A 20,409-nucleotide genomic window follows, 5' to 3' on the forward strand; every position below is an offset into this window, starting at 1 on the left:
GGTCCGTGTCTGCCGCCTGAAGGCGGATTAATGGTTCAGTGTCTTGATCAGGCGTTCTGCGGTGGCTTCGTTAAGGGCCATCGGAATGTCGTAGAGAACGGCAAGCCGAGTCAACGCCTTGACATCGACATCGTGCGGCATGGGGGTGAGCGGATCGATGAAAAAGATGAGCATGTCGATATCGCCGGTGGCGATCATCGCGCCGATCTGCTGGTCGCCGCCGAGTGGGCCGCTTTTCAGGCGGGTGACCTTCAGGTCGGGGCAGGCATCCAGCACGCGGCCGCCGGTGGTGCCCGTGGCGACGATATGCCAATCGGCAAGCACATCCTGGTTGCGGCGTGCAAACTCCGCCATTGCATCCTTCTTCTGATCATGCGCGATCAGCGCGATGCATTTGCCGCCGGCCATGAAATTCCCACTCCGTCCCGGATTTTTAATCGATTTATCCGCCTTCTATACCAAGAGGCCGGGCTTTGAAAGGCCGGCCAATGTCAGATCAGATCTTGGCGCTTCACTGCTGCGGAATGCTGCCGGGCGGCGTGTTGCCCGTGCCGCTGCTCGAAACCGGCAGCGTGCCGGTCGCCGTCGTCGGGGCTGCCGCCTTGATGCCATAGGGGGCGTCCAGCACCGCCTGGCAGGCCTTGGGCAGGTCTGACACCATGACCTCGCGGGGCTTTACCGGCGGCTTGGTGCTGGGCTTCGGCTTGGCCCAGGGCTCGGGACCGAGCCACCAGGCAAGCGTCTTGTCGCAGCCGTCACCGGCGGTAACCGGGGCCTGCGGCGTACAGCCGACCGAGCCCGCCGGGCAGCTCAAGCGGATGTGGAAATGCGAGTCGTGGCCATATTCCGGGCGCAGCTTGCCGAGATTGGTGCGGTCGCCGGTCCAGCTGTCGCACATTTTCTTCTTGATCGCCGGATTGACGAAGATGCGCTGGACTTCGGGATAGCTGGCGGTGCGCATCAGGAGGCGGGCATGCGCCGGCGTCCAGACCCGGTCGTTGATGGTCAGGAACTTGTCCTTCGCCAGCATCGAGGTGAAGGGCAGGCTTTCGCGCTCGGCCGCCGTCAACGTCCGCGACGGCATCGGCGTCAGCCAGACGTCGGCGTCGAGGCCGATTTGATGCGAAGCATGGCCGTTAAACATCGGCCCGCCGCGCGGCTGCGCCATGTCACCGACCAGCAAGCCCGGCCAGCCGTCATATTTTGCCGCGTCGCGCGACAGGCGTTCGAGCAGCCCGATCATCTCCGGCCGGCCCCAGCGCCGGTTACGCGATGGGCGCATCGCCTGCCAGGTCGGTCCATCGGTCGGCAGCGCCACGGCGCCGGAGAGGCAGCCCTTGGCGTAAAAGCCGATCGATTGCGACTGCCCTGCTGTCGGCAGCGCCACCCCACCGAAGATCGCCTTGGCACTCCCGGGCGTCGGGCCGGCTTGCTGGGCCAGCGCATCGCCGGTAACGAGGCTAGCACCGATCGTCGTGGCGAGGGCTAGTTTGCTGACGGTGCTGATGGTTCGAACCAGGAGGGAAATCATGTGGTTCCTTGAGATGCTGCCGGCGTTGGCCGAAGTGATTTGCAACGAAATCTACCGCATAACCCCGAAAATCGGAATCGATTTTCCGGCTGCCCGTACCTCCAGTCTTCATTCCATTACCGGCGGCCGGCAGCAATCTCCCCCTGGAAATCGCGGGGTTTCCTTGGCCGGCCGGTTGACAGTGCCGGCATAGTCTGCGGAAAGTTCGACAGTCACAATGACCATGGTCTCGACCATCTGCCGCGCGAGTTGGGGAGTGCGCCGATGGTTGGGAACCGGAGCCTGGGTCTCGGGTCGGTTGAGACGAGCGTAGTGGTAGCTTGGGGATTGCAAAGGGGAATAAGGGGTGGGGACAAATAGCGGACAACCCGCGGAGACATCGACCGGCGAGCCGCAAATGCGGACACCCAAACGCCGGCGCGGTCATGATCGTGTGGCTGTGCTTTTGGAAGCGGCCGCGACGGTTTTCGTCGATAAGGGTTATGATGCCGCGACGATGACGGAGATTGCCGCAAAGGCGCATTCGTCGATCGGTTCGCTCTATCAATTTTTTCCGACCAAGCCGCTGCTTGCTGAAGCATTGCATATCGATCGGCTGGAGCGGCTGAAGGCGGTGTTTCAAGACATCGCGGAAAAGAGCGGCGGCCTTTCGGCTGCTGATAGCGGCGAGGCGATCTTCGACAGGCTCGCGGCCTTCATCGAGACGTTTCCCGAATATCCGGTGCTTGCCGCGCGCCGGGATATTCCGAGGGATCGCAAGCTGCGCTCGCGGGCGGAGGTGAAGGAACTGATTTCCTCCATCCTGCGACGCGCCGAGCCGCCGGTCACCGACGATGTCGCCCTGATGTCGGCGATCATTCTCGAATTGATCCGCATCGCCGTCATTGCCGCCAACGAGCCGGAAGCGGTTGAGGACCGGCGCCTTATCCGCGAATTGCGCCTGATGCTGCGCAAGCGCCTGGAGGAAGCCACGGCAAAAGCCTGATTTCGTCGGGTACTTATCGGCGGCCTCGCGAAGAGGTGAGCAATTCCGTCCTGTTTTTTGCCCTCATTTGCCTTATGCTTGATTCCATTCAAATCATCAGGGGATCATGAATGGCATTGTCGCGGTTGAAAGCAGGCTTGGTTGTTTCTCTTTTCTGCCTGCTGGCCCTGCCGGCGCCATCCAATGCCGATGAGTCGCAATTCCGCATCGGCACCGCCATTCTCGGCGACCTGAAATATCAGCCCGGCTTCAAACATTTCGACTACGTCAATCCGGATGCGCCGAAGGGTGGAGAGCTGAAGCAGTCGAGCATCGGCACGTTCGATACGTTCAATCCGGTCTTGTTCAAGGGCAATCCCGCCGACGGGATAGAGCTGATCTACGATACGCTGCTGAAGAAGGCCGATGATGAGGCCAATTCTTCCTATGGCCTGCTTGCCGAGGGCGTTTCCTATCCCGATGACGTTTCAAGCGCCACCTTCCGGCTGCGCGCTGAAGCGAAGTGGACCGATGGCACGCCGGTAACGCCCGAGGACGTCATCTTCAGCTTCGAGAAATTCAAGGAACTCAATCCGCAGGCGGCCAGCTACTACGGGCATGTCGTGAGCGCCGAGAAGACCGGCGAGCGCGATGTCACCTTTCACTTCGATGAAAAGGGCAACCGGGAGATGCCTTCGATCCTGGGCCAGCTTACCATTGTGCCGAAACATTGGTGGGAAGCAAAAGGCCCCGACGGCAAGCCGCGCGATATCACACGCACGACGCTTGAGCCGGTCATGGGGTCCGGACCCTACAGGATCGCATCAGTCCAGCCGGGTGCTTCGATCCGCTACGAACTGCGCGACGATTATTGGGGCAAGACCCTGCCGATCAACGTCGGCGAGAACAATTTCGGCGCGATTAACTATCTCTATTTTTCCGACTACGACGTTGCTTTCGAGGCGTTCCGAAGTGGCGTCATCGATTACTGGCAGGATAATTCGACAAGCCATTGGGTGACCGGCTACGATTTCCCGGCCGCCAAGGACGGTCGCATCAAGCGGGAGGAGCTACCCAACACGCTGCGCTCGGTCGGCATCATGCAGGCTCTGGTTCCCAATATGCGGCGTGAACAATTCAAGGACGAGCGCGTCCGTGAGGCGCTGAACTATGTTTACGATTTCGAGGAGCTGAACCGAACCCTTTCCTTCGGGAAGTTGACGCGGGTCGACAGCTTCTTTTTCGGCACCAAATTCGCCTCCTCTGGTCTTCCGCAAGGGGAGGAACTCAACGTTCTGAATAGTGTCAGGGACAAGATACCCGCAGAGGTCTTTACCTCGCCCTATGCCAACCCTGTCGGCGGCGATCCGCAGAAGACGCGCGATAATTTTCGCAAGGCTATTGGTTTGTTCAAGGAGGCGGGCTGGGTTCTCAAAGGCAACAAGATGGTGAACGCGCAGAGTGGCCAGCCGTTTTCGCTGGAACTCCTGCTGAACAATCCCTCGCTGGAAAGATCCGTGCTGCCCTATATACAGAACCTGAAGCGCATTGGCATCGATGCGAGCGTCAGGACCGTCGATCCCTCGCAGTATATTAACCGCATTCGCAGCTTCGACTATGACATGATCTGGGTCGTCTGGGCGCAGACGCTGAACCCTGGCAATGAGCAGGCCGAATTCTGGGGCTCCGCGTCCGCCGGCCGCCAAGGGTCCCGCAATTACGCTGGTATAGCCGACCCAGGCATCGACGCCCTCATCCAGAAGGTGATCTTCGCAAAAGACGTACCAGAAAAGGAAGCGACAACCAGGGCGCTCGACCGGGTGCTGCTCGCTCATCACTATGTTCTGCCGACCTTCTACGGGACGACGACCAGGATAGCCTATTGGGACAAATTCGATCATCCAGCGGAGCTACCCTATTACTCCATCGGCTTCCCCGATCTCTGGTGGTCGAAAAGCGTCGCAAAATGAGCGGCTCTTGCAATGGCGGGCGGGCTGGGCTCCAAATGCCCCATGCCGATTCGGCAATTTCTACGTGACATGACGACGCCGGGCTTTACGCGGCGGAAGGGAATAAGCGATTTGAACGACGGATGGATGAAGGCCGGGGCAGGCATGTTCCTCGATGAGGGAGTGACGGGCTGATGGGTGCCTATATCCTCAGACGTCTGCTGCTGATGATCCCGACCATTGTCGGCATCATGGCGATCTCCTTTACCATCGTGCAATTTGCGCCCGGCGGACCCGTCGAGCAGATGATCGCGCAACTGACCGGCCAGGCCGACAATGCCAGCGGCCGCCTCTCCGGCGGCGGGGATATGCTGGCCCAGCAGGCGACCGACGATGGCGGTTCGAAATATCGCGGCGCGCAGGGGCTCGATCCGGAGCTGATCGCCAAGCTCAACAAGCAGTTCGGCTTCGACAAGCCGCCGCTGGAGCGCTTCGGGCAGATGATGTGGAACTATATCCGCTTCGATTTCGGCGAGAGCTTCTTCCGCAATACCTCGGTGATCGATCTGATCGCCGAGAAGCTGCCGGTGTCGATCTCGCTCGGTATCTGGATCCTGATCTTTTCCTATGCCATCTCGATCCCGCTCGGCATCCGTAAGGCGATCCAGGATGGATCGACCTTCGATGTCTGGACTTCCGGCGTCATCATCGTCGGCTATGCCGTTCCGAGCTTCCTCTTCGGCATCATGCTGATCGTGCTCTTCGCCGGCGGCTCCTTCTTCGACTGGTTTCCGCTGCGCGGTCTCGTCTCGGACAATTTTGCCGATCTCAACTGGTGGCAGAAGATCCTCGATTATCTCTGGCATCTCGTCCTGCCGCTGATCTCGCTGTCGCTTGCCGCCTTCGCCACCACGACGCTGCTCACCAAGAATTCCTTCATCGAGGAAATCAAGAAGCAATATGTCATCACCGCCCGCGCCAAGGGGTTGAGCGAGCGCCGCGTGCTCTACGGCCATGTCTTCCGCAACGCCATGCTCATCGTCATCGCCGGCTTTCCCGGCGCCTTCATCTCAGCCTTCTTCACCGGCTCGCTGCTGATCGAGAATATCTTCTCGCTCGATGGCCTCGGCCGCTTGAGCTATCTCTCCGTCGTCCAGCGCGACTATCCGATCGTCTTCGCGACGCTCTTCATCTTCTCGCTGCTCGGCCTCTTCGTCAGCCTGATCTCGGACCTGATCTATACTTGGATCGACCCGCGCATCGATTTCGAGCGGAGGGACGTCTGATGGATGCTGCGAGCAGTGTACCGACGGCAACGATCAAGCCGCCACGCAAGGGTCTCTTCTCCCCGACCAACATTCGCCGCTGGCAGAATTTCAAGGCGAATCGCCGTGGCTACTGGTCCCTCTGGCTGTTCCTGATCCTGTTTTTCTTCAGCCTCGGGGCGGAATTCATCGCCAACGACCGGCCGATCCTCGTCTCCTACAAGGGCGAGATGCTGGTGCCTGTGCTAGTCGACTATCCCGAGGAAAAGTTCGGCGGCTTCCTGGCGCAGACGGATTATCGCTCCGGGGATATCGAGGACGAGATCAACGCCCATGGCTGGATGATCTGGCCGCCGATCCACTATTCCTACCAGACTGCCAATTCCAATCTTCCGCAGGGCATATCGGCCCCGACCGCGCCCTTCTGGCTGATGACCAAGGAACAGCGCTGCTCCGGCTATGCCCAGGGCGTTGCTGATCCCAACTGCACCTGGAGCAATCTCAATTGGCTCGGCACGGACGACCAGGCGCGCGATGTCTTTGCGCGCATGATCTACGGCCTCCGCATCTCGGTGCTGTTCGGCCTGGCGCTGACCATCTGCTCGGCCGTCGTCGGCGTCGCCGCCGGCGCCGTCCAGGGCTATTTCGGCGGCTGGACGGACCTTCTCTTGCAGCGCTTCATCGAGATATGGTCGTCGATGCCGGTGCTCTATATCCTGCTGATCATCGCCTCGGTGCTGCCGCCCGGCTTCTTCATCCTGCTCGGCATATTGCTGCTGTTTTCCTGGGTGGGTCTCGTCGGCGTCGTGCGCGCCGAATTCCTGCGGGCGCGCAATTTCGAATATGTGCGCGCCGCCCGCGCGCTCGGCGTCAACAATATCACCATCATGTATCGCCACCTGCTGCCCAACGCCATGGTCGCGACCCTCACCTTCGTGCCCTTCATCCTCTCCGGCTCGATCACTACCCTGACCTCGCTGGATTTCCTGGGGTTTGGCATGCCGCCCGGTTCGCCGTCGCTGGGTGAGATGATTGCCCAGGGCAAGTCCAACCTGCAGGCCCCGTGGCTCGGCCTCTCCGCCTTCTTCACCATGTCGATCATGCTGTCGCTGCTGATCTTTGTCGGCGAAGCCGTGCGTGATGCGTTCGATCCGAGGAAGACGTTCCGATGAGCGACAATTCGACCCCATTGCTGTCCGTCCGAAATCTCTCCGTCGCCTTTCATCAGGGTGGCCGAACCTCGACAGCCGTCGACGGCATCTCGTTTGATATTCATAAGGGCGAAGTTCTGGCGCTGGTCGGTGAATCCGGATCCGGCAAGTCGGTCTCGGCGAACTCGATCCTGAAGCTTTTGCCCTATCCGTCCGCCAGCCACCCCTCAGGCGAAATCCTGTTCAAGGGCAAGGACCTCTTGAAGGCGTCGGATAATGAGCTGCGCGCCGTGCGCGGCAACGACATCACGATGATCTTCCAGGAGCCGATGACCTCGCTCAATCCGCTCCACTCGATCGAAAAGCAGATCACGGAAATCCTGGCGCTGCATCAGGGCGTGGTCGGCCAGCAGGCCCGCCGCCGCACGCTGGAGCTTCTCAATCAGGTCGGTATCCGCGAGCCGGAAAAGCGCCTGAAGGCCTATCCGCATGAGCTGTCAGGCGGTCAGCGCCAGCGCGTGATGATCGCCATGGCGCTCGCCAATCGGCCGGAGCTGCTGATCGCCGACGAGCCGACCACGGCGCTCGACGTCACCGTGCAGGCGCAGATCCTCGAACTGCTGCGCGATCTCAAGGGCGTGCACGGCATGTCGATGCTGTTCATCACCCATGATCTCGGTATCGTCCGCAAATTCGCCGACCGCGTCTGCGTCATGACCAAGGGCAAGATCGTCGAGACCGGTACGGTCGAAGAGGTCTTCACCAACCCGCAGCACGACTATACCCGTCATCTGCTGGCCGCCGAACCGCGCGGCGAGCCGCCGGTCAGCGACACCAGCAAGCCGGTGGTCATGGAAGGCTCCGACATCAAGGTCTGGTTCCCGATCAAGGCCGGGCTGATGCGCAAGGTGGTCGATCATGTAAAGGCGGTCGATGGCATTGATCTGAAGCTTCGCGCCGGCCAGACGCTCGGCGTCGTCGGCGAGAGCGGTTCCGGCAAGACGACGCTCGGCCTGGCGCTCGCCCGGCTGATCTCGTCCAAGGGCCGCATCGCCTTCGTCGGCAAGGATATCGCCGACTATTCCTTCAAGGAGATGCGGCCGCTGCGTAGCCAGTTGCAAGTCGTCTTCCAGGATCCCTATGGCTCGCTCAGCCCGCGCATGTCGGTCGGTGATATCATCGCCGAGGGGCTGAAGGTGCATGAAGCATCCCTGTCGTCGGAAGAGCGTGACCGGCGCGTCTGCTGGGCACTGGAAGAGGTCGGTCTCGATCCTTTGACCCGCTGGCGTTTCCCGCATGAATTCTCCGGCGGCCAGCGCCAGCGCATCGCCATTGCCCGCGCCATGGTGCTGAAGCCGCGTTTCGTCATGCTGGACGAGCCGACATCGGCGCTTGACATGAGCGTGCAGGCCCAGGTGGTCGATCTCCTGCGCGACCTGCAGCAGCGCCATGACCTCGCCTACCTCTTCATCAGTCACGACCTGAAGGTGGTGAAGGCGCTTGCCAATGACCTAATCGTCATGCGCTTCGGCAAGGTGGTGGAGCAGGGGCCGTCGGCGGATGTTTTCCGCGCGCCGCAAGAGGATTACACCAAGGCGCTCCTCGCTGCCGCGTTCAATATCGAGGCGGTTCCGACCGCCGCCATCCAGCAATAGAGAGCATTGCCATGCCGGCCAAAAGTCCCGTTCTCGTCGATCTCAAGTTCAATCCGGAGAGCGTCGCCAAGGCCCTCAAGAGCTTCTTTGCCGATCGTGGCAGCGTCAATCTCGCCGATCCCGCCACCAAGGGCGCCGATCTGAGTCATGTCGACTATGCGCTTCTGTGGAAGCCGGATGCCGATCTCTATCAGCGCGCACCCAATCTCAAGGTGATTTTTTCTGGCGGCGCCGGGGTCGATTCGCTGATCACCGCCGCCACCCCGCTCGATATTCCCATTGTCCGCTTCGTCGACCGCAGCCTGACGGTACGCATGTCGGAATGGGTCGTGCTGCAATGCCTGATGCATCTGCGCGATGTCTGCGGGCACTTCCGGCACCAGCGCAAGCGCGTCTGGGGCCGGCCGGCGGGGCTTGAGGCGCGCGATGTCACTGTCGGTGTCATGGGCCTTGGCGTTCTCGGCCTCGATGCCGCCGCCAAGCTCAAGATCATGGGCTTCGATGTCATCGGCTGGTCGCGCCAGAAGAAGCAGATTGACGGCATGGAAACTTTCGACGCTGGCGAACTCGACGCATTTCTCGCCCGGACCGACATACTCGTCGGCTTGCTGCCGCTGACGCCGGAAACGACGGGACTCTACAATGCCTCGCTGTTTTCGAAGCTTCGTCGCGATGGCGCCTTGGGCAAGCCTGTGTTCATCAATGCCGGGCGTGGCAAGAGCCAGGTCCAGGTCGATATCGTTTCGGCGATCGAGGCCGGCATCCTCGGTGGCGCGTCGCTCGATGTCTTCGAGGTCGAACCGCTGCCGGCCGACGACCCGCTCTGGGGCCTTGAGAATGTCGTCATCACCCCGCACGACGCGGCGGTCTCGGAAGAATACTCGCTGATGCGGCATGTCGAGGAGCAGATCGCCCGTTTCGAAGGCGGCGAGCCACTGCAGTATGTGGTGGACCGCAGCCTCGGCTATTGATGAGGCTGCCACGGCCGAAAATTTGGGCATGCATTGCCGGCAATAGGCAGCCGCGTGTCCAAATGATTATCAATTTTGCTTCAGTGACTGGACTTTCCCTCAACTTTTTTTGATAAGACTAGAACTGTATCCGCCTGCCGGCCCGTTTGGCCGTGGCGAGAGGTGGGCGCAGGGAGACGGGCAGGAACGACATGACGAAGACCGATATTGCCGCCCGGGTCTATAACCATACCTGGAAGCTCGATCCGATCGTCCGCAGTCTGATCGATACGGATTTCTATAAGCTCTTGATGCTGCAGATGATCTGGAAGCTCTATCCGGATGTCGACGCCACTTTCTCCCTGATCAACCGCACCAAGAGCGTCCGGCTCGCCGAGGTGATCGACGAGAAGGAGCTGCGCGAACAGCTCGACCACGCCCGCACGCTCCGGCTTTCGAAGAAGGAAATGATCTGGCTGGCGGGTAACAGTTTTTACGGCCGCGCCCAGATCTTCGAGCCGGAATTCCTCACCTGGCTGTCGAATTTCCAGCTTCCCGACTATGAGCTGTCGAAGCGCGACGGCCAGTATGTTCTAGACTTCCACGGCTCGTGGAAGGAAACGACCATGTGGGAAATCCCCGCGCTTGCCATCATCAATGAGCTTCGCTCGCGCACGGCGCTGAAGGCGCTCGGTCCTTTCACGCTCGATGTGCTCTATGCACGCGCCAAGGCGAAGATGTGGGAGAAGGTCGAGCGTCTCAGGGAATTGCCCGACCTGCACATTTCCGATTTCGGCACCCGCCGCCGTCATAGCTTCCTGTGGCAGCGCTGGTGCGTCGAGGCGCTGAAGGAAGGTGTGCCCCACGCTTTCACCGGCACGAGCAACGTCCTTCTCGCCATGGATTCCGATCTCGAAGCCGTCGGTACCAATGCACATGAGCTGCCGATGGTGGCAGCCGCCCTCGCCAAGACCGACGAGGAACTCGGCAAGGCGCCCTACAAGGTGCTGCGCGACTGGAACCGCCTTTATGGCGGCAACCTGCTGGTGGTCCTGCCCGATGCCTTCGGCACGGCCTCCTTCCTGCGCAACGCGCCGGAATGGGTGGCCGACTGGACCGGCTTCCGTCCGGACAGCGCGCCGCCGATCGAAGGTGGCGAGAAGATCATCGACTGGTGGAAGAAGATGGGCCGCGATCCGCGCCAGAAGCTTCTGATCTTCTCCGACGGCCTCGACGTCGACGCGATCATCGCCACCTACAAGCATTTCGAGGGCCGCGTACGCATGGGCTTCGGCTGGGGCACCAACCTCACCAACGATTTTGCCGGCTGCGCGCCCACCGAGATCCATGGCCTCAACCCGATCTCGATCGTCTGCAAGGTCATCGAAGCCAACGGCCGCCCGGCCGTCAAGCTCTCCGATAATCCGCAGAAGGCGACCGGCGAACCGGCCGAGGTCGAACGCTACCTGAAATTCTTCGGCGCCGAGGATCGGGTCGATCATGAGGTGCTGGTGTAGCGGCACTGGCCCGACAGAACCAGCTGGTGGTTCTTTGCGCGAGGTCCTGCTACTATATTGAAGGCACAGCCTGCGCAGGAGAATTCGATGTCATCCGCTTTGAAAGCCAGTGTAAAGATTGATCCTGAGGTGAACGAGCGGCTCGAGAAATTGGCCGCCAGCCGTCACCGCCAGCCGGATCTACTTCTTAAAGAAGCCGTCGAGCAATATGTGGATCGTGAGGAGAAGCGCGATTCTCTCCTGCGGGATGGGCGCCTTTCCTTGGATGAATATGAGGCGACAGGTCTGCATGTCACGGGTGACGAAGTCATTGCGTGGCTTGAGACGTGGGGCGATGAGGACGAGAAGGCCCCGCCTGAATGCCATCGGTAAGGTTGACGCAACGCGCTCTTCGCGACCTTGAGCGAATGAGACAGTTTCTGCAGCCCAAGAATGGCTGCCTCCGCAAAGAAAGCTTCGACAAAGATCATTCAAACGATCCAGATGTTGTCGAACCAGCCCGATATGGGTCGGCCAGTGGAAGACTTGCATCAAGGATTGAGGGAGCTCATCGTCAAATTCGGGCGCGACGGTTACGTTGTTCTCTACCGGTATATTGGCGATGAAGTGCTCATAGCGGCTATCCGCCATGGTCGTGAAGACGGATACAAGTAACAGATGCCGCCTACTGCATCGTCCGTCCCACCCGCTTGAACAGAGACCATTTGCCGTTCTCCCAGCGATATTGATCCGGCGAAATAACATAGGGCACGTCGCTGAGATCAGCGCTGATCAGCTCGAGGAGCTGCAAACCCGGGGCATCGTTCTCGTGGGTGAAGAAGACCTTGTCGCGGGAGAGGAAGGCGGCGATCGGTGCTGCGCCGTCGGACTGGTCCTGCACTTGCGCCCAGAATTTCGGCAGGAAGGCGACGCTGGATTCGAACTGGCCGTCGATCTCGACATATTGGAACTGGCTGCGCTTGGCGATCTGCACGCCGGTCTTCGACAGGAACCTATAGAGATTGTCCTGTGCCGTTTCCGCCAGCTCGCCGGCGTCCATGCCCCAATGGTCCAGCGTGCTGGTCATCACGTAGCTGACCGTCGTTTCGCCGTTGACCACGAACAGCCTGACCAGATCCTCGGCTTCGTCGAGATAGACGAATTGCGGCGGCTCGCGTTCGTTCCGAACTGCCTGCATCATCTGACGTCGCGCCACGTCGACGAAGCTGCGCGACTTCAGCACCGGCAGAACCTTGCCGAGATCACCCGCGCCATCGGCCGCTTCCGTCACGTTAAGATAATGGAGCAAAGCCTGGGCGCGCGCCTGGCCCTGCTTCTCGCGTAGCGCCAGCAGCGCATTGTTCAGGAATTTCGTCATCGTGTTGCCGTTGCGGTTATGCATCGTCAGACTGCCGGCGCCCGGATCATAGTCCACTTTGAGCACGTCACCGAAGAATGGCAGGCGCTCCTGCAGGTAGGCCGCGAAACGCGCCTCGTCCTGCAGCGCCTCGTCGGGAATATTGAGGTCCAGGCTTTTGATTGTCGCCGGTTGGCTGTCGGGCTGCGTCTGGCGCGGGGCAGGCTGCTCGATGCGTGCCTCCCGCCGTCCGGCTCCACCGAAGAGCTTTTTCAGGAAATTGAACACGCTGATATCCCCAGGCACCGGACAGTATTCTCGCAAAGCCTAACGCGCCGCCGCCTTGCGCGCAATGCCGATGCCGCTTGCCTGAAGCACAAGTGTAAGTGCCTGCTTGTGCGCGCAAAAAAGGCGTATAGTCTGCAAATATGGTCCGGTCGGGCCTGAGTGGGGAAAGGCAGTGCATATGGGTGTTGTCGGGGGTCAGGGCCGCTCGGTCGGGGTACTGCTTCTATGTCTGTTCGGGTTTGCCATGCCCGTTGTGGCCCTCGCGCAAAGCGCGGCCACGACGCCGGCTGCCGTTGCCGCGCCGCCGCCGGAGAAGGTCCGCGAGCTCATCCAGCTGATGAACGAGCCGGACGTCAGGCAATGGCTTGCGGCGCAAGTGAACACGACTTCCTCGACGACCGCCGCTCCCGCAAGCGATCCCGGCATGGGCGGTGGCCAGATGTCGGAACTGTCGGACACGCTCGGCCATACCCGCCGACATCTGGAAACGGTATCCGGCGCGGTGATGACGCTTCCCTCCGAGGTGATGGCGGCATCACAGAAGCTGGAGGCCGAGGGCGAGGCAGCCGGCCGGCTGCGCATCGGCATCCAGGCGCTGGTGCTGTTTTTCCTCGGCCTTGTCGCCGAATGGGTGGTTGGGCGCTTGATCAACGCCAAGCATACGCAGCGGACAAAAGAGGCGGCCGGCGTCGAAACAGAGCTGCAGGCGGCTCGCTTTCAGTTCATGGGCGGCGTGGTGCCGGCGATCGTTCACGGCCTGGCGACACTGATCCCGCTTCTCGTCTTCGACTGGCCGCCGATCATCGAAAGCTTCGCGATCGCCTGCGTCATCGCGTTCGTTTCCATGCGGCTGGCCATCTCGATCGGCAAATTGCTGAGGGAGCTGATCGCGATGCGCCGGGCAAGCGACGTTCTGGATGAGGACGGCGGCGTCGCGCGCATTGCGGAGCGGCGGCGGGTGGCGACCTATTGGTATCGGCGCGGCGCCCTGTTCGTCATCTATTTCTCCTGCGGCTGGGCGGTGATGCAGGCTATCGTGCCGCTCGGCTTTTCCAATGGCGCCCGCTATCTCGTCGGCTACACACTCGGCATTGGTCTGTTCCTGATCGCCGTCGAGGCCGTCTGGTCGCGGCCGTCGCAGCCTGGCAAGCCTGGCAGAACGGCGATCTCCTGGCTTCTGACGGTCTATTTCGCGGCACTATGGTGCCTTTGGGTAACCGGCTTCGATGGTCTGCTCTGGGTCGGCATCTATACTATTCTGCTGCCGCGGGCGCTCTCGGTGTCGTCGCGGGCGGTAGAGGCATTGCATGATGCGGCCGGCGGCGTTTTCGGCACCGGTAGTCTTGCGGCCGTGTTTCTCGACCGCGGCGTTCGCGCCCTGATCATCGCGTTTGCCGCCTTTTGGCTCGGCCGGATGCTGGGCGTCGAGGCGGATATGATGATGCGGACGCCTGAATCCGGTATCGACCGTGTCGCACGCGGCATTCTCGGCGGCATTGTCGTCCTGCTCGCCGCTGATCTGATCTGGCACCTGGCGAAGACCTATATCGACGGCAAGCTGATGCAGGCGCTGCCGCTCGTCAGCGATTCTGAAGAGCTGAGGGCCAGCCGCGCGCGGCTGCAGACACTGTTGCCGATCTTCCGCAACATCCTCGCGGTCGTCATCGTCATCATCGCCATCATGATGGTGCTGTCGGGGCTAGGCATTCAGATCGGGCCGCTGATTGCCGGCGCGGGCGTCGTCGGCGTCGCCGTCGGCTTTGGCGCGCAGACCATCGTCAAGGATGTCATCAGCGGCATGTTCTATCTTTGGGACGATGCCTTTCGCGTCGGCGAGTATATTGAAAGCGGCAACCACAAGGGCGTGGTGGAATCCTTCAGCCTGCGTTCGGTCAAGCTGCGCCACCAGCGCGGTCCGCTGGCGACCGTCCCCTTCGGCTCGCTCGGGGCGGTCAACAACATGAATCGCGACTGGGCGATCGACAAGATCATCGTCAAGGTCACTTACGATACCGATCTGGTGAAGATGAAGCGGATCATCAAGGATATCGGCCAGCGCCTGCTGGATGATGAGCAGCTTGCCCCCAACATCATCCAGACACTGAAGATGAAGGGTGTCGAGCAGTTCGGCGATTTCGCGATCGAGATCCGGCTGGCGTTCACCGCCAAGCCCAACGAACTCTCCGCCATCCGCCGCAGCGCCTTGGCGATGATCAAGCAGGCCTTCGACGAAAACGGCATCCAGTTCGCCTTCCCGACAGTGCAGGTGGCCGGCGACAGGGACGCCTCTGCCGCCGCAGCCCGGCAGTTGATGGAGATGCGGGCGGCGAACATCGAACCGCAGGCTGGCTAGGACCCGTGGGTCCGGTGGTAGTCTCGGTCGGCAACGAGCAGATGTGTTATCGAAATAGGATGTAGGCGGTTTCGCCTGCCTCCTTCATGTTTTTGGCGCCGCAGTGCTGCCGCGCACCACCAAGGTCACATCGATCATTTCGCGCTCGGTTGGCATGGCGTCTTCCAGAACCGCCTGCACCGCACGTTGCGCGATCTCGGCAAAGGGCTGCGCCACCGTCGTCAGGCCCGGCTCCACCATGCCGCCCTCCGGGACACCATCGAAGCCAATGATCGAGACGTCTCCAGGAACGGTAAGCCCTCGTGCCGCCAGCCAGCTCATGGCCAGTAATGCGATATTGTCCGACATTGCCAGGATGGCGGTCGGCGGCTTTGGCACCGAAAACAGATGCTCAAGGCATGTCTCGACACTCGTCTTGTCGTTGTTGGTCTCGTAGATCGGAATATCCTGGCGTTGGATGCCGGAGGCCTCGAGCGCCTGCCAATAGCCGATGGCGCGATGGCGCGACGTCGAATAGATCGCCCGCTCGATTTCACCAGTACCGACCAATCCGACATGGTCGTTGACAAACTTGGTGGCAAGGACGGCGAAGCGTCGGTGGCCCAGTTCCGCCAGGTGTGTGGCGGCTGCCGCAGCTCCCCCGATATTGTTCACGCCGATCGACGGGATCGACGGATCATCGTCATTCAATGCCAGGGCAATGAAGGGTAATTGCCGCTCGCGCGTCAGCTGCACAAGTTTCTCGCCGGCTTCCACGCACAATAGGATGAAGCCATCCACCAGAGCGCTCTTGATGTTCCAGTCCAGCTTCTGCCGATCCTTGGCCGAGACGAGCGCGAGCCCGGTGCCGCTGGCATCGCAAACCTGGGCAACGGCTGCCAGGAGGGCTCTTGCCCAGGGATCGTCGAAAAAATAAGCGAGCGGTTCCACGGCGGCGACGCCGATGGCATTGACCTTTCCGGCGCGCAGCAATCGTCCCGTGAGGCTCGGGCCGGGATATCCCAGCTGTCTGGCCGTTTCGAGAACGTGCTCGCGCACCTCCTCGCGGACCACATCAGGCCGGCTGAAAACATTGGAGGCCGTTCCCTGCGATACCCCCGCCGCCTTGGCGACATCCGCGAGCTTGATGGTGCCCTTGACCAATAACGCCTCCATTTTTACGCCAGGCACCTTAGCATGAAATTGTATCGGTTCAATTCTGCTTGACGGGAGAATTTCCATGCGTACGATTGAACCGATTCAACTCAACAATCCGAATTGATTTTGAATCGATTCAATATCGAAGGCTTATCCTATGCTGACCAATGACTTCTTCAGGGATCTCTACAATGATCGTTGGGGTGATCCCGCCAACCCGAATGCGGTGGAGCCATCTTCCCTTGAAGACAACCACCGCAGCCGCTCGCAGGGCGTTCTCGGCCGCCTTGCTCGCTTCTTCCAACGTCGCCGGAAGCGCCCATCCGCATGGTCTTTCACGATTTCGTGCGAATCGCCCGACACGGAGAACTGCACCAACGGCCACTATCGCAGCCAGTGCGATATCATGCAGCCGAAGTTCCTCAACCTTGCGAAAGCACTTTCGCGAAACTGCTAGGAATCCGCGCTGCGTGCTGGTCTCAGAAATTTTCCTTATACGGGCGCAGGTCGATTTCCTGGGTCCAGGCGGAGGGGTGCTGGCGGTGGATGTGCCAGTAGGTCTCGGCGATGGCGTCGATGTTGAGCAGGCTGTCCGCCTGTATCTCGGGACGCCTCAGCCGCAATCTGTCGCCGTCGATGCCGCCATCGATGATGGTGTGGGCGACATGCAGGCCGAGCGGTCCGAATTCACGCGCCATGCTCTGGCTGATCATCCGCAAGCCCGCCTTGGCGGCGGCGAATTGCGCGTAACCGGCCTTGCCGCGAAGGCTGGCCGACGCGCCGGTGAAGATCACCGTGCCGCGTCCAAGCGGAGCGAGATGCCGGGCTGCTTCGCGCCCGACGAGGAAACCGCCGAAGCAGCAGATGCGCCAGAATTCCTCGAATTCGGCGGCGGTGACGTCGCGAAAACCGATCGGCCGGTTGATGCCGGCGTTGAAGACGATGAAGTCGGGCGGGTCGATCTCATTTCGTGGGGCAAACGCATGGTCGAACAGCCGCGTTACGGCGGCTTCGTTGGTCGCATCGGTCTCGATCGCCTCGGCGCTGCCACCGGAGGCATTGATGCCGTCGGCGACCTTGGTGATCTTGTCCAGGGTACGGCCGGCAATGACGACGTGATAGCCCTTGTCGGCCAGCAGCCGGCAGAGCGCCGCGCCAAGCCCTTGTTCGGCTCCCACACCCACGATGACGGCGCTTGGCGTGCTCATTCCGCTGCCTCCCTGGCGTCGAGTGTCGGGTAGTCAGTATAGCCCTCAGTGCCGCCGCCATAGAAGGTTGGGCGATGATAGGGGTTGAGGGGCGCTCCTTGTCGAATGCGCTCCGGCAGATCCGGATTGGCAATGAACAGGCGGCCGAAGGCGATGGCGTCGGCATGGCCTGCGGCAAGGGCTGCCTCTGCGGTTTCCGGCTTGAAATTACCGGCGGCGATCAGGGTGCCTGACCAGGCGGGGCGGAAGAGCTCGGCCGCCGAGGGTACATTCTTGTGGTCAACCTCGGCCTGTCCGGCGCCGCTGGCACGCGGCTCGATCAGGTGCAGATAGGCAAGATGCAGCCGGTCGAGCTCACGGATGACATGGCCGTAGAGCCTGAGCGGATCGTCCTCGCCGCTATCATTGGCAATGCCGAAGGGCGAGAGGCGGACGCCGACGCGATTGGAACCCCAGACCTTGGAAACCGCCTCGACCACGTCGAGCAGCAGTCGGGTGCGGTTCTCGATCGAGCCGCCATATTGGTCGGTGCGCTGGTTCGAGCGAGCCTGCAGGAATTGTTCGATCAGATAGCCGTTGGCGCCGTGGATTTCGACGCCGTCAAAACCAGCCTGCTTCGCATTGGCCGCTGCCTGGGCGTAGACATCGATCAAGAGCGGCATCAGATCGATATCGATCGCCTGTGGCGTCTCGAAGGGCACGCGCTCGAACGAGGCCGTGAAAGCTTGACCGGATGCGGCAACCGCGGACGGTGCGATCGGCGCTGCGCCGCCGGGCTGGTGCGACGAATGGGAGATGCGGCCGACATGCCAGAGCTGCAGGAAGATCCGCCCACCCTTGGCATGAACCGCGTCGGTCACGGCCTTCCAGCCGATGATCTGCTCCAGCGTATGGATGCCCGGCGTTGCCGGCATGCCCTGTCCGCTCGGCGAGATCTGCGAGCCCTCGGAAATGATCAGCCCGCCCTCGGATGCGCGTTGTGCGTAATATTCGACATTCATCGGGGAAGGGACGTTGCCCGGCTGGCTCGCCCGCATGCGCGTCAACGGCGCCATGACGACACGATGCGCCAGTTCGTAAGGACCGACGGACAACGGCGAAAATAAAGTAGCTGTCATGCAAATCACCTGCCTGGAGCGAATTTTGCTCGCCGGGGCGGAAGGGCCGGTCACCGGCGAATCGGTCTCGGGAGTGTGTGAATAAGATGATGGTCATCATTTATTCCAACAATCGGACGTGCGCAACCAAATCTCGCTCAAGCTTGATGCCGAAAGTCATATTTCCGCAACCGCCAAGCGTGGAGACTTCCGGCCTGACGGGTGCTACGCCGTAATCCTGGCGAGGAAAGCCAGCATCGCGCCATTGAACTGCGCCGGGCGCTGCAATGGCGCGAAATGGCTGACACCGGGCAGCAGGATCGGCTCCGCGCCGGGAATACTGCGGGCGAGATGGTCGGCATGCTCGCGCTTGATGAATTCGTCATGCTCGCTGTGCACGATCGTGACAGGCACGTCGATCTCGGCAAGGTCAGCGACCGAGTAATTCGGTTGTGTCCGCTGCATCAGGCCGACGGCCTCGACGAAGGCGTCGAACTGATCCGGCGTCGCAGACAGGGCGGCGTAATCCTTGACGTGCCGGGAAAAGCAGCGCTCGACGATCGGCGTGAGCACGAATTCCTTGGCGCCGCTGGGGTCCATGTTGCAGGCGAAAAACAAGACGCCGGCGATGCGCGCGGGATGGGTTCTGGCGAGGATCAGGCCGGTGCATGCCCCGTCGCTCCACCCAACGATGGCGGCTTTTTCGATGTTGAGCCTGTCCATCACCGCCAGCACATCGGAGGCCATCAGTTCGTACTTGTATGGTCGCGGATCGCGCGTGCTGCGGCCATGGCCTCGGCTGTCGATGATTACCGCCTGATAGCCGGCCTCGATCAGCGCCGGCACCTGATGGCCCCAGTTGCCGCCGTTTCCGAGGCCACCATGCAGCAGGATGACCGGCTGCCCCTCCCCATAGGCCGCATACCAGATGCGGATACCGTCATGCTCGACATGGCCTTGGATATCCGTGGCGGGCAGGGGGGCGGCACCATCGGCCGCGAATATTTCGAGATCGTCGTCCTTGAATTCCATGCTCATCTCCCCCCATGCGATGACGTCTTCTCGGCAGTAGCATAACCGAAATCCAGGCCGGGTCATCTATCGAGCCAAGCCGGCTGGGCAGCTCGTCATGGCTTTACAAACCGCCGCAGCGCCTCCGTCAATTCGCTTGTTCCGCGACGGATCTCGCCGGCATCGCGCTCGGCATCTATTCGACCGGCATTATGCGCCTCGTAGAGTTCGGTCACCAGCTGCGCATAGCTCTCGGAAAGACCGCTGCGGGTCAGGATCGCTTCCCATTGCGACCGTGGCAGTTCCCGGGCGACGACGGGACGGGCAACCAGGGAGGTGATAACGGTCGCAACATCGTTTTGCGTATATCGCCGCGGACCTTCGGCATGGATAATCCTTAGGCTCATGTCTTTGTCTTCAAAAAGCAGATCGACGGCGATGGCGCCGACGTCGAAGGCCGAGACGGTTGGGAACAGTTTCGTCAACGGATGATGAAAGCTATGTAGCTGGCCGGTCTCGACCGCTACTCGTGTCACGCGTGCCGAGTTCTCCATGTGCTCCGCCGACCGCAGGAAAATTTTGCGGGAGCGCAGCTTTCGCAGGCGAGCTTCCAAAGCATTGAAGAGCAGCGTGATCCCGGTCCCGGATTTCACTTCGGCGCCGTAATCGGAGATGGCAAGCACCAATTCCGGATTTGCCTTGTCCAGAGCCTCGCCCATCGTCTCGATCAGCCGCAGCATCTCGGCGCGTGCATCAATCGCCCTGACATCGATAGGGCAGATGACCTGGACAGCGCGGGCGCCGTCGATCGCATCGCTCAAAGCGCCGACATCGGCCATATCAGCCACGGCGACTTCGCAGCCCAGATCGACAAACTCCTGCGCCCTTGAGCGATCGCGCAGGATTGCCCGGACCGGCGCACCTCTCTCTCGCAAGGCGGCAATTGTCGTGCGGCCGATTTTCCCGGTAGCGCCCAGAATAGCGAACATGATGTTTC

Annotated in this window: 20 protein-coding genes; 12 read left to right on the forward strand and 8 right to left on the reverse strand. The window is 61.2% G+C overall.

The window, feature by feature from the left end:
* Window positions 1–27: 27 nt before the first annotated feature.
* Both RRH01S_RS18885 and mepA read right to left on the reverse strand, forming a co-directional pair.
* Entirely contained in the window at window positions 28–408 is a 381-nt protein-coding gene (locus RRH01S_RS18885) for a methylglyoxal synthase (protein WP_012650740.1), read from the reverse strand.
* A gap of 103 nt (window positions 409–511) precedes the next feature.
* On the reverse strand, window positions 512–1,531 hold the full coding sequence (gene mepA, locus RRH01S_RS18890; protein ID WP_042473646.1) for a penicillin-insensitive murein endopeptidase: 1,020 nt from the start codon (window positions 1,529–1,531) through the stop codon (window positions 512–514).
* Here mepA and RRH01S_RS18895 point away from each other — a divergent pair.
* The 10 genes from RRH01S_RS18895 to RRH01S_RS18940 all read left to right on the forward strand — a co-directional run bounded on the left by RRH01S_RS18895 (window position 1,530) and on the right by RRH01S_RS18940 (window position 11,636).
* On the forward strand, window positions 1,530–1,724 hold the full coding sequence (locus tag RRH01S_RS18895; protein ID WP_042473649.1) for a hypothetical protein: 195 nt from the start codon (window positions 1,530–1,532) through the stop codon (window positions 1,722–1,724). The genes mepA and RRH01S_RS18895 overlap by 2 nt on opposite strands.
* 204 nt (window positions 1,725–1,928) lie before the next feature.
* The gene (locus RRH01S_RS18900; RefSeq protein ID WP_007702971.1) at window positions 1,929–2,516 is read left to right on the forward strand and encodes a TetR/AcrR family transcriptional regulator; all 588 of its coding nucleotides are present in this window, start codon (window positions 1,929–1,931) and stop codon (window positions 2,514–2,516) included.
* A gap of 110 nt (window positions 2,517–2,626) precedes the next feature.
* Complete coding sequence (locus tag RRH01S_RS18905) at window positions 2,627–4,465, forward strand: extracellular solute-binding protein (protein ID WP_042473652.1); 1,839 nt, start codon at window positions 2,627–2,629, stop codon at window positions 4,463–4,465.
* A gap of 173 nt (window positions 4,466–4,638) precedes the next feature.
* The gene (locus tag RRH01S_RS18910) at window positions 4,639–5,730 is read left to right on the forward strand and encodes a microcin C ABC transporter permease YejB (RefSeq protein WP_007702966.1); all 1,092 of its coding nucleotides are present in this window, start codon (window positions 4,639–4,641) and stop codon (window positions 5,728–5,730) included.
* Window positions 5,730–6,881 carry an ABC transporter permease gene (locus RRH01S_RS18915; RefSeq protein ID WP_042473655.1) on the forward strand — a complete coding sequence of 384 codons (1,152 nt, stop codon included), beginning with the start codon at window positions 5,730–5,732 and terminating at the stop codon, window positions 6,879–6,881. The genes RRH01S_RS18910 and RRH01S_RS18915 overlap by 1 nt, the downstream gene beginning before the upstream one ends.
* Entirely contained in the window at window positions 6,878–8,515 is a 1,638-nt protein-coding gene (locus tag RRH01S_RS18920; protein ID WP_042473658.1) for an ABC transporter ATP-binding protein, read from the forward strand. The genes RRH01S_RS18915 and RRH01S_RS18920 overlap by 4 nt, the downstream gene beginning before the upstream one ends.
* An 11-nt stretch (window positions 8,516–8,526) precedes the next feature.
* Window positions 8,527–9,486 carry a 2-hydroxyacid dehydrogenase gene (locus tag RRH01S_RS18925; protein WP_007702954.1) on the forward strand — a complete coding sequence of 320 codons (960 nt, stop codon included), beginning with the start codon at window positions 8,527–8,529 and terminating at the stop codon, window positions 9,484–9,486.
* Between the two features lie 191 nt (window positions 9,487–9,677).
* A complete protein-coding gene (pncB, locus tag RRH01S_RS18930; protein ID WP_007702951.1) occupies window positions 9,678–10,982 on the forward strand; it encodes a nicotinate phosphoribosyltransferase in 1,305 nt (434 codons plus the stop codon).
* Between the two features lie 87 nt (window positions 10,983–11,069).
* On the forward strand, window positions 11,070–11,354 hold the full coding sequence (locus tag RRH01S_RS18935) for a CopG family ribbon-helix-helix protein (RefSeq protein ID WP_007702948.1): 285 nt from the start codon (window positions 11,070–11,072) through the stop codon (window positions 11,352–11,354).
* A 60-nt stretch (window positions 11,355–11,414) separates the two neighbouring features.
* Window positions 11,415–11,636 carry a type II toxin-antitoxin system RelE/ParE family toxin gene (locus RRH01S_RS18940; protein WP_198929477.1) on the forward strand — a complete coding sequence of 74 codons (222 nt, stop codon included), beginning with the start codon at window positions 11,415–11,417 and terminating at the stop codon, window positions 11,634–11,636.
* Window positions 11,637–11,646: 10 nt separating this feature from the next.
* On the opposite strand, the gene RRH01S_RS18945 is transcribed toward RRH01S_RS18940, so the two are convergent.
* On the reverse strand, window positions 11,647–12,606 hold the full coding sequence (locus tag RRH01S_RS18945) for a DUF1444 domain-containing protein (RefSeq protein WP_042473663.1): 960 nt from the start codon (window positions 12,604–12,606) through the stop codon (window positions 11,647–11,649).
* Between the two features lie 178 nt (window positions 12,607–12,784).
* On the opposite strand from RRH01S_RS18945, the gene RRH01S_RS18950 reads away from it, so the two are divergent.
* Window positions 12,785–14,959: a mechanosensitive ion channel domain-containing protein gene (locus RRH01S_RS18950; RefSeq protein WP_042473667.1), complete on the forward strand. Its 2,175-nt coding sequence runs from the start codon at window positions 12,785–12,787 to the stop codon at window positions 14,957–14,959.
* 84 nt (window positions 14,960–15,043) lie between these two features.
* Here the strand turns inward: RRH01S_RS18950 and RRH01S_RS18955 are convergent, their stop codons facing one another.
* Window positions 15,044–16,114 carry a LacI family DNA-binding transcriptional regulator gene (locus tag RRH01S_RS18955; RefSeq protein WP_034519875.1) on the reverse strand — a complete coding sequence of 357 codons (1,071 nt, stop codon included), beginning with the start codon at window positions 16,112–16,114 and terminating at the stop codon, window positions 15,044–15,046.
* Between the two features lie 139 nt (window positions 16,115–16,253).
* Here RRH01S_RS18955 and RRH01S_RS18960 point away from each other — a divergent pair, with 139 nt between their 5' ends.
* Window positions 16,254–16,553, forward strand: a complete 300-nt coding sequence (locus tag RRH01S_RS18960; RefSeq protein ID WP_034519877.1) for a hypothetical protein — start codon at window positions 16,254–16,256, stop codon at window positions 16,551–16,553.
* A gap of 22 nt (window positions 16,554–16,575) precedes the next feature.
* Here the strand turns inward: RRH01S_RS18960 and RRH01S_RS18965 are convergent, their stop codons facing one another.
* The 4 genes from RRH01S_RS18965 to RRH01S_RS18980 form a co-directional block, all read right to left on the reverse strand.
* On the reverse strand, window positions 16,576–17,304 hold the full coding sequence (locus RRH01S_RS18965) for an SDR family NAD(P)-dependent oxidoreductase (RefSeq protein WP_042473672.1): 729 nt from the start codon (window positions 17,302–17,304) through the stop codon (window positions 16,576–16,578).
* The gene (locus RRH01S_RS18970) at window positions 17,301–18,422 is read right to left on the reverse strand and encodes an alkene reductase (RefSeq protein WP_012650748.1); all 1,122 of its coding nucleotides are present in this window, start codon (window positions 18,420–18,422) and stop codon (window positions 17,301–17,303) included. Before RRH01S_RS18970 ends, RRH01S_RS18965 begins: the two co-directional genes overlap by 4 nt.
* A gap of 204 nt (window positions 18,423–18,626) precedes the next feature.
* Window positions 18,627–19,433 carry an alpha/beta fold hydrolase gene (locus tag RRH01S_RS18975; RefSeq protein ID WP_034519882.1) on the reverse strand — a complete coding sequence of 269 codons (807 nt, stop codon included), beginning with the start codon at window positions 19,431–19,433 and terminating at the stop codon, window positions 18,627–18,629.
* A 95-nt stretch (window positions 19,434–19,528) separates the two neighbouring features.
* A complete protein-coding gene (locus RRH01S_RS18980) occupies window positions 19,529–20,401 on the reverse strand; it encodes an NmrA family NAD(P)-binding protein (RefSeq protein ID WP_042473676.1) in 873 nt (290 codons plus the stop codon).
* Between the last annotated feature and the right edge of the window lie 8 nt (window positions 20,402–20,409).

Source organism: Rhizobium rhizogenes NBRC 13257 (assembly GCF_000696095.1).
In the GTDB taxonomy this organism is placed as follows: Bacteria; Pseudomonadota; Alphaproteobacteria; order Rhizobiales; family Rhizobiaceae; genus Rhizobium; species Rhizobium rhizogenes.

What these genes read in the sequence shown, in the direction of transcription:
- RRH01S_RS18955 (WP_034519875.1), bottom strand. Translation starts at nt 16,114, where the DNA reads ATGGAGGCGTTATTGGTCAAGGGCACCATCAAGCTCGCGGATGTCGCC.
- RRH01S_RS18970 (WP_012650748.1), bottom strand. Translation starts at nt 18,422, where the DNA reads ATGACAGCTACTTTATTTTCGCCGTTGTCCGTCGGTCCTTACGAACTG.
- RRH01S_RS18905 (WP_042473652.1), top strand. Translation starts at nt 2,627, where the DNA reads ATGGCATTGTCGCGGTTGAAAGCAGGCTTGGTTGTTTCTCTTTTCTGC.
- RRH01S_RS18910 (WP_007702966.1), top strand. Translation starts at nt 4,639, where the DNA reads ATGGGTGCCTATATCCTCAGACGTCTGCTGCTGATGATCCCGACCATT.
- mepA (WP_042473646.1), bottom strand. Translation starts at nt 1,531, where the DNA reads ATGATTTCCCTCCTGGTTCGAACCATCAGCACCGTCAGCAAACTAGCC.
- RRH01S_RS18920 (WP_042473658.1), top strand. Translation starts at nt 6,878, where the DNA reads ATGAGCGACAATTCGACCCCATTGCTGTCCGTCCGAAATCTCTCCGTC.
- RRH01S_RS18885 (WP_012650740.1), bottom strand. Translation starts at nt 408, where the DNA reads ATGGCCGGCGGCAAATGCATCGCGCTGATCGCGCATGATCAGAAGAAG.
- RRH01S_RS18900 (WP_007702971.1), top strand. Translation starts at nt 1,929, where the DNA reads ATGCGGACACCCAAACGCCGGCGCGGTCATGATCGTGTGGCTGTGCTT.
- RRH01S_RS18965 (WP_042473672.1), bottom strand. Translation starts at nt 17,304, where the DNA reads ATGAGCACGCCAAGCGCCGTCATCGTGGGTGTGGGAGCCGAACAAGGG.
- RRH01S_RS18935 (WP_007702948.1), top strand. Translation starts at nt 11,070, where the DNA reads ATGTCATCCGCTTTGAAAGCCAGTGTAAAGATTGATCCTGAGGTGAAC.
- RRH01S_RS18925 (WP_007702954.1), top strand. Translation starts at nt 8,527, where the DNA reads ATGCCGGCCAAAAGTCCCGTTCTCGTCGATCTCAAGTTCAATCCGGAG.
- RRH01S_RS18940 (WP_198929477.1), top strand. Translation starts at nt 11,415, where the DNA reads ATGGCTGCCTCCGCAAAGAAAGCTTCGACAAAGATCATTCAAACGATC.
- RRH01S_RS18915 (WP_042473655.1), top strand. Translation starts at nt 5,730, where the DNA reads ATGGATGCTGCGAGCAGTGTACCGACGGCAACGATCAAGCCGCCACGC.
- RRH01S_RS18895 (WP_042473649.1), top strand. Translation starts at nt 1,530, where the DNA reads ATGTGGTTCCTTGAGATGCTGCCGGCGTTGGCCGAAGTGATTTGCAAC.
- RRH01S_RS18980 (WP_042473676.1), bottom strand. Translation starts at nt 20,401, where the DNA reads ATGTTCGCTATTCTGGGCGCTACCGGGAAAATCGGCCGCACGACAATT.
- RRH01S_RS18950 (WP_042473667.1), top strand. Translation starts at nt 12,785, where the DNA reads ATGGGTGTTGTCGGGGGTCAGGGCCGCTCGGTCGGGGTACTGCTTCTA.
- RRH01S_RS18975 (WP_034519882.1), bottom strand. Translation starts at nt 19,433, where the DNA reads ATGGAATTCAAGGACGACGATCTCGAAATATTCGCGGCCGATGGTGCC.
- RRH01S_RS18960 (WP_034519877.1), top strand. Translation starts at nt 16,254, where the DNA reads ATGCTGACCAATGACTTCTTCAGGGATCTCTACAATGATCGTTGGGGT.
- pncB (WP_007702951.1), top strand. Translation starts at nt 9,678, where the DNA reads ATGACGAAGACCGATATTGCCGCCCGGGTCTATAACCATACCTGGAAG.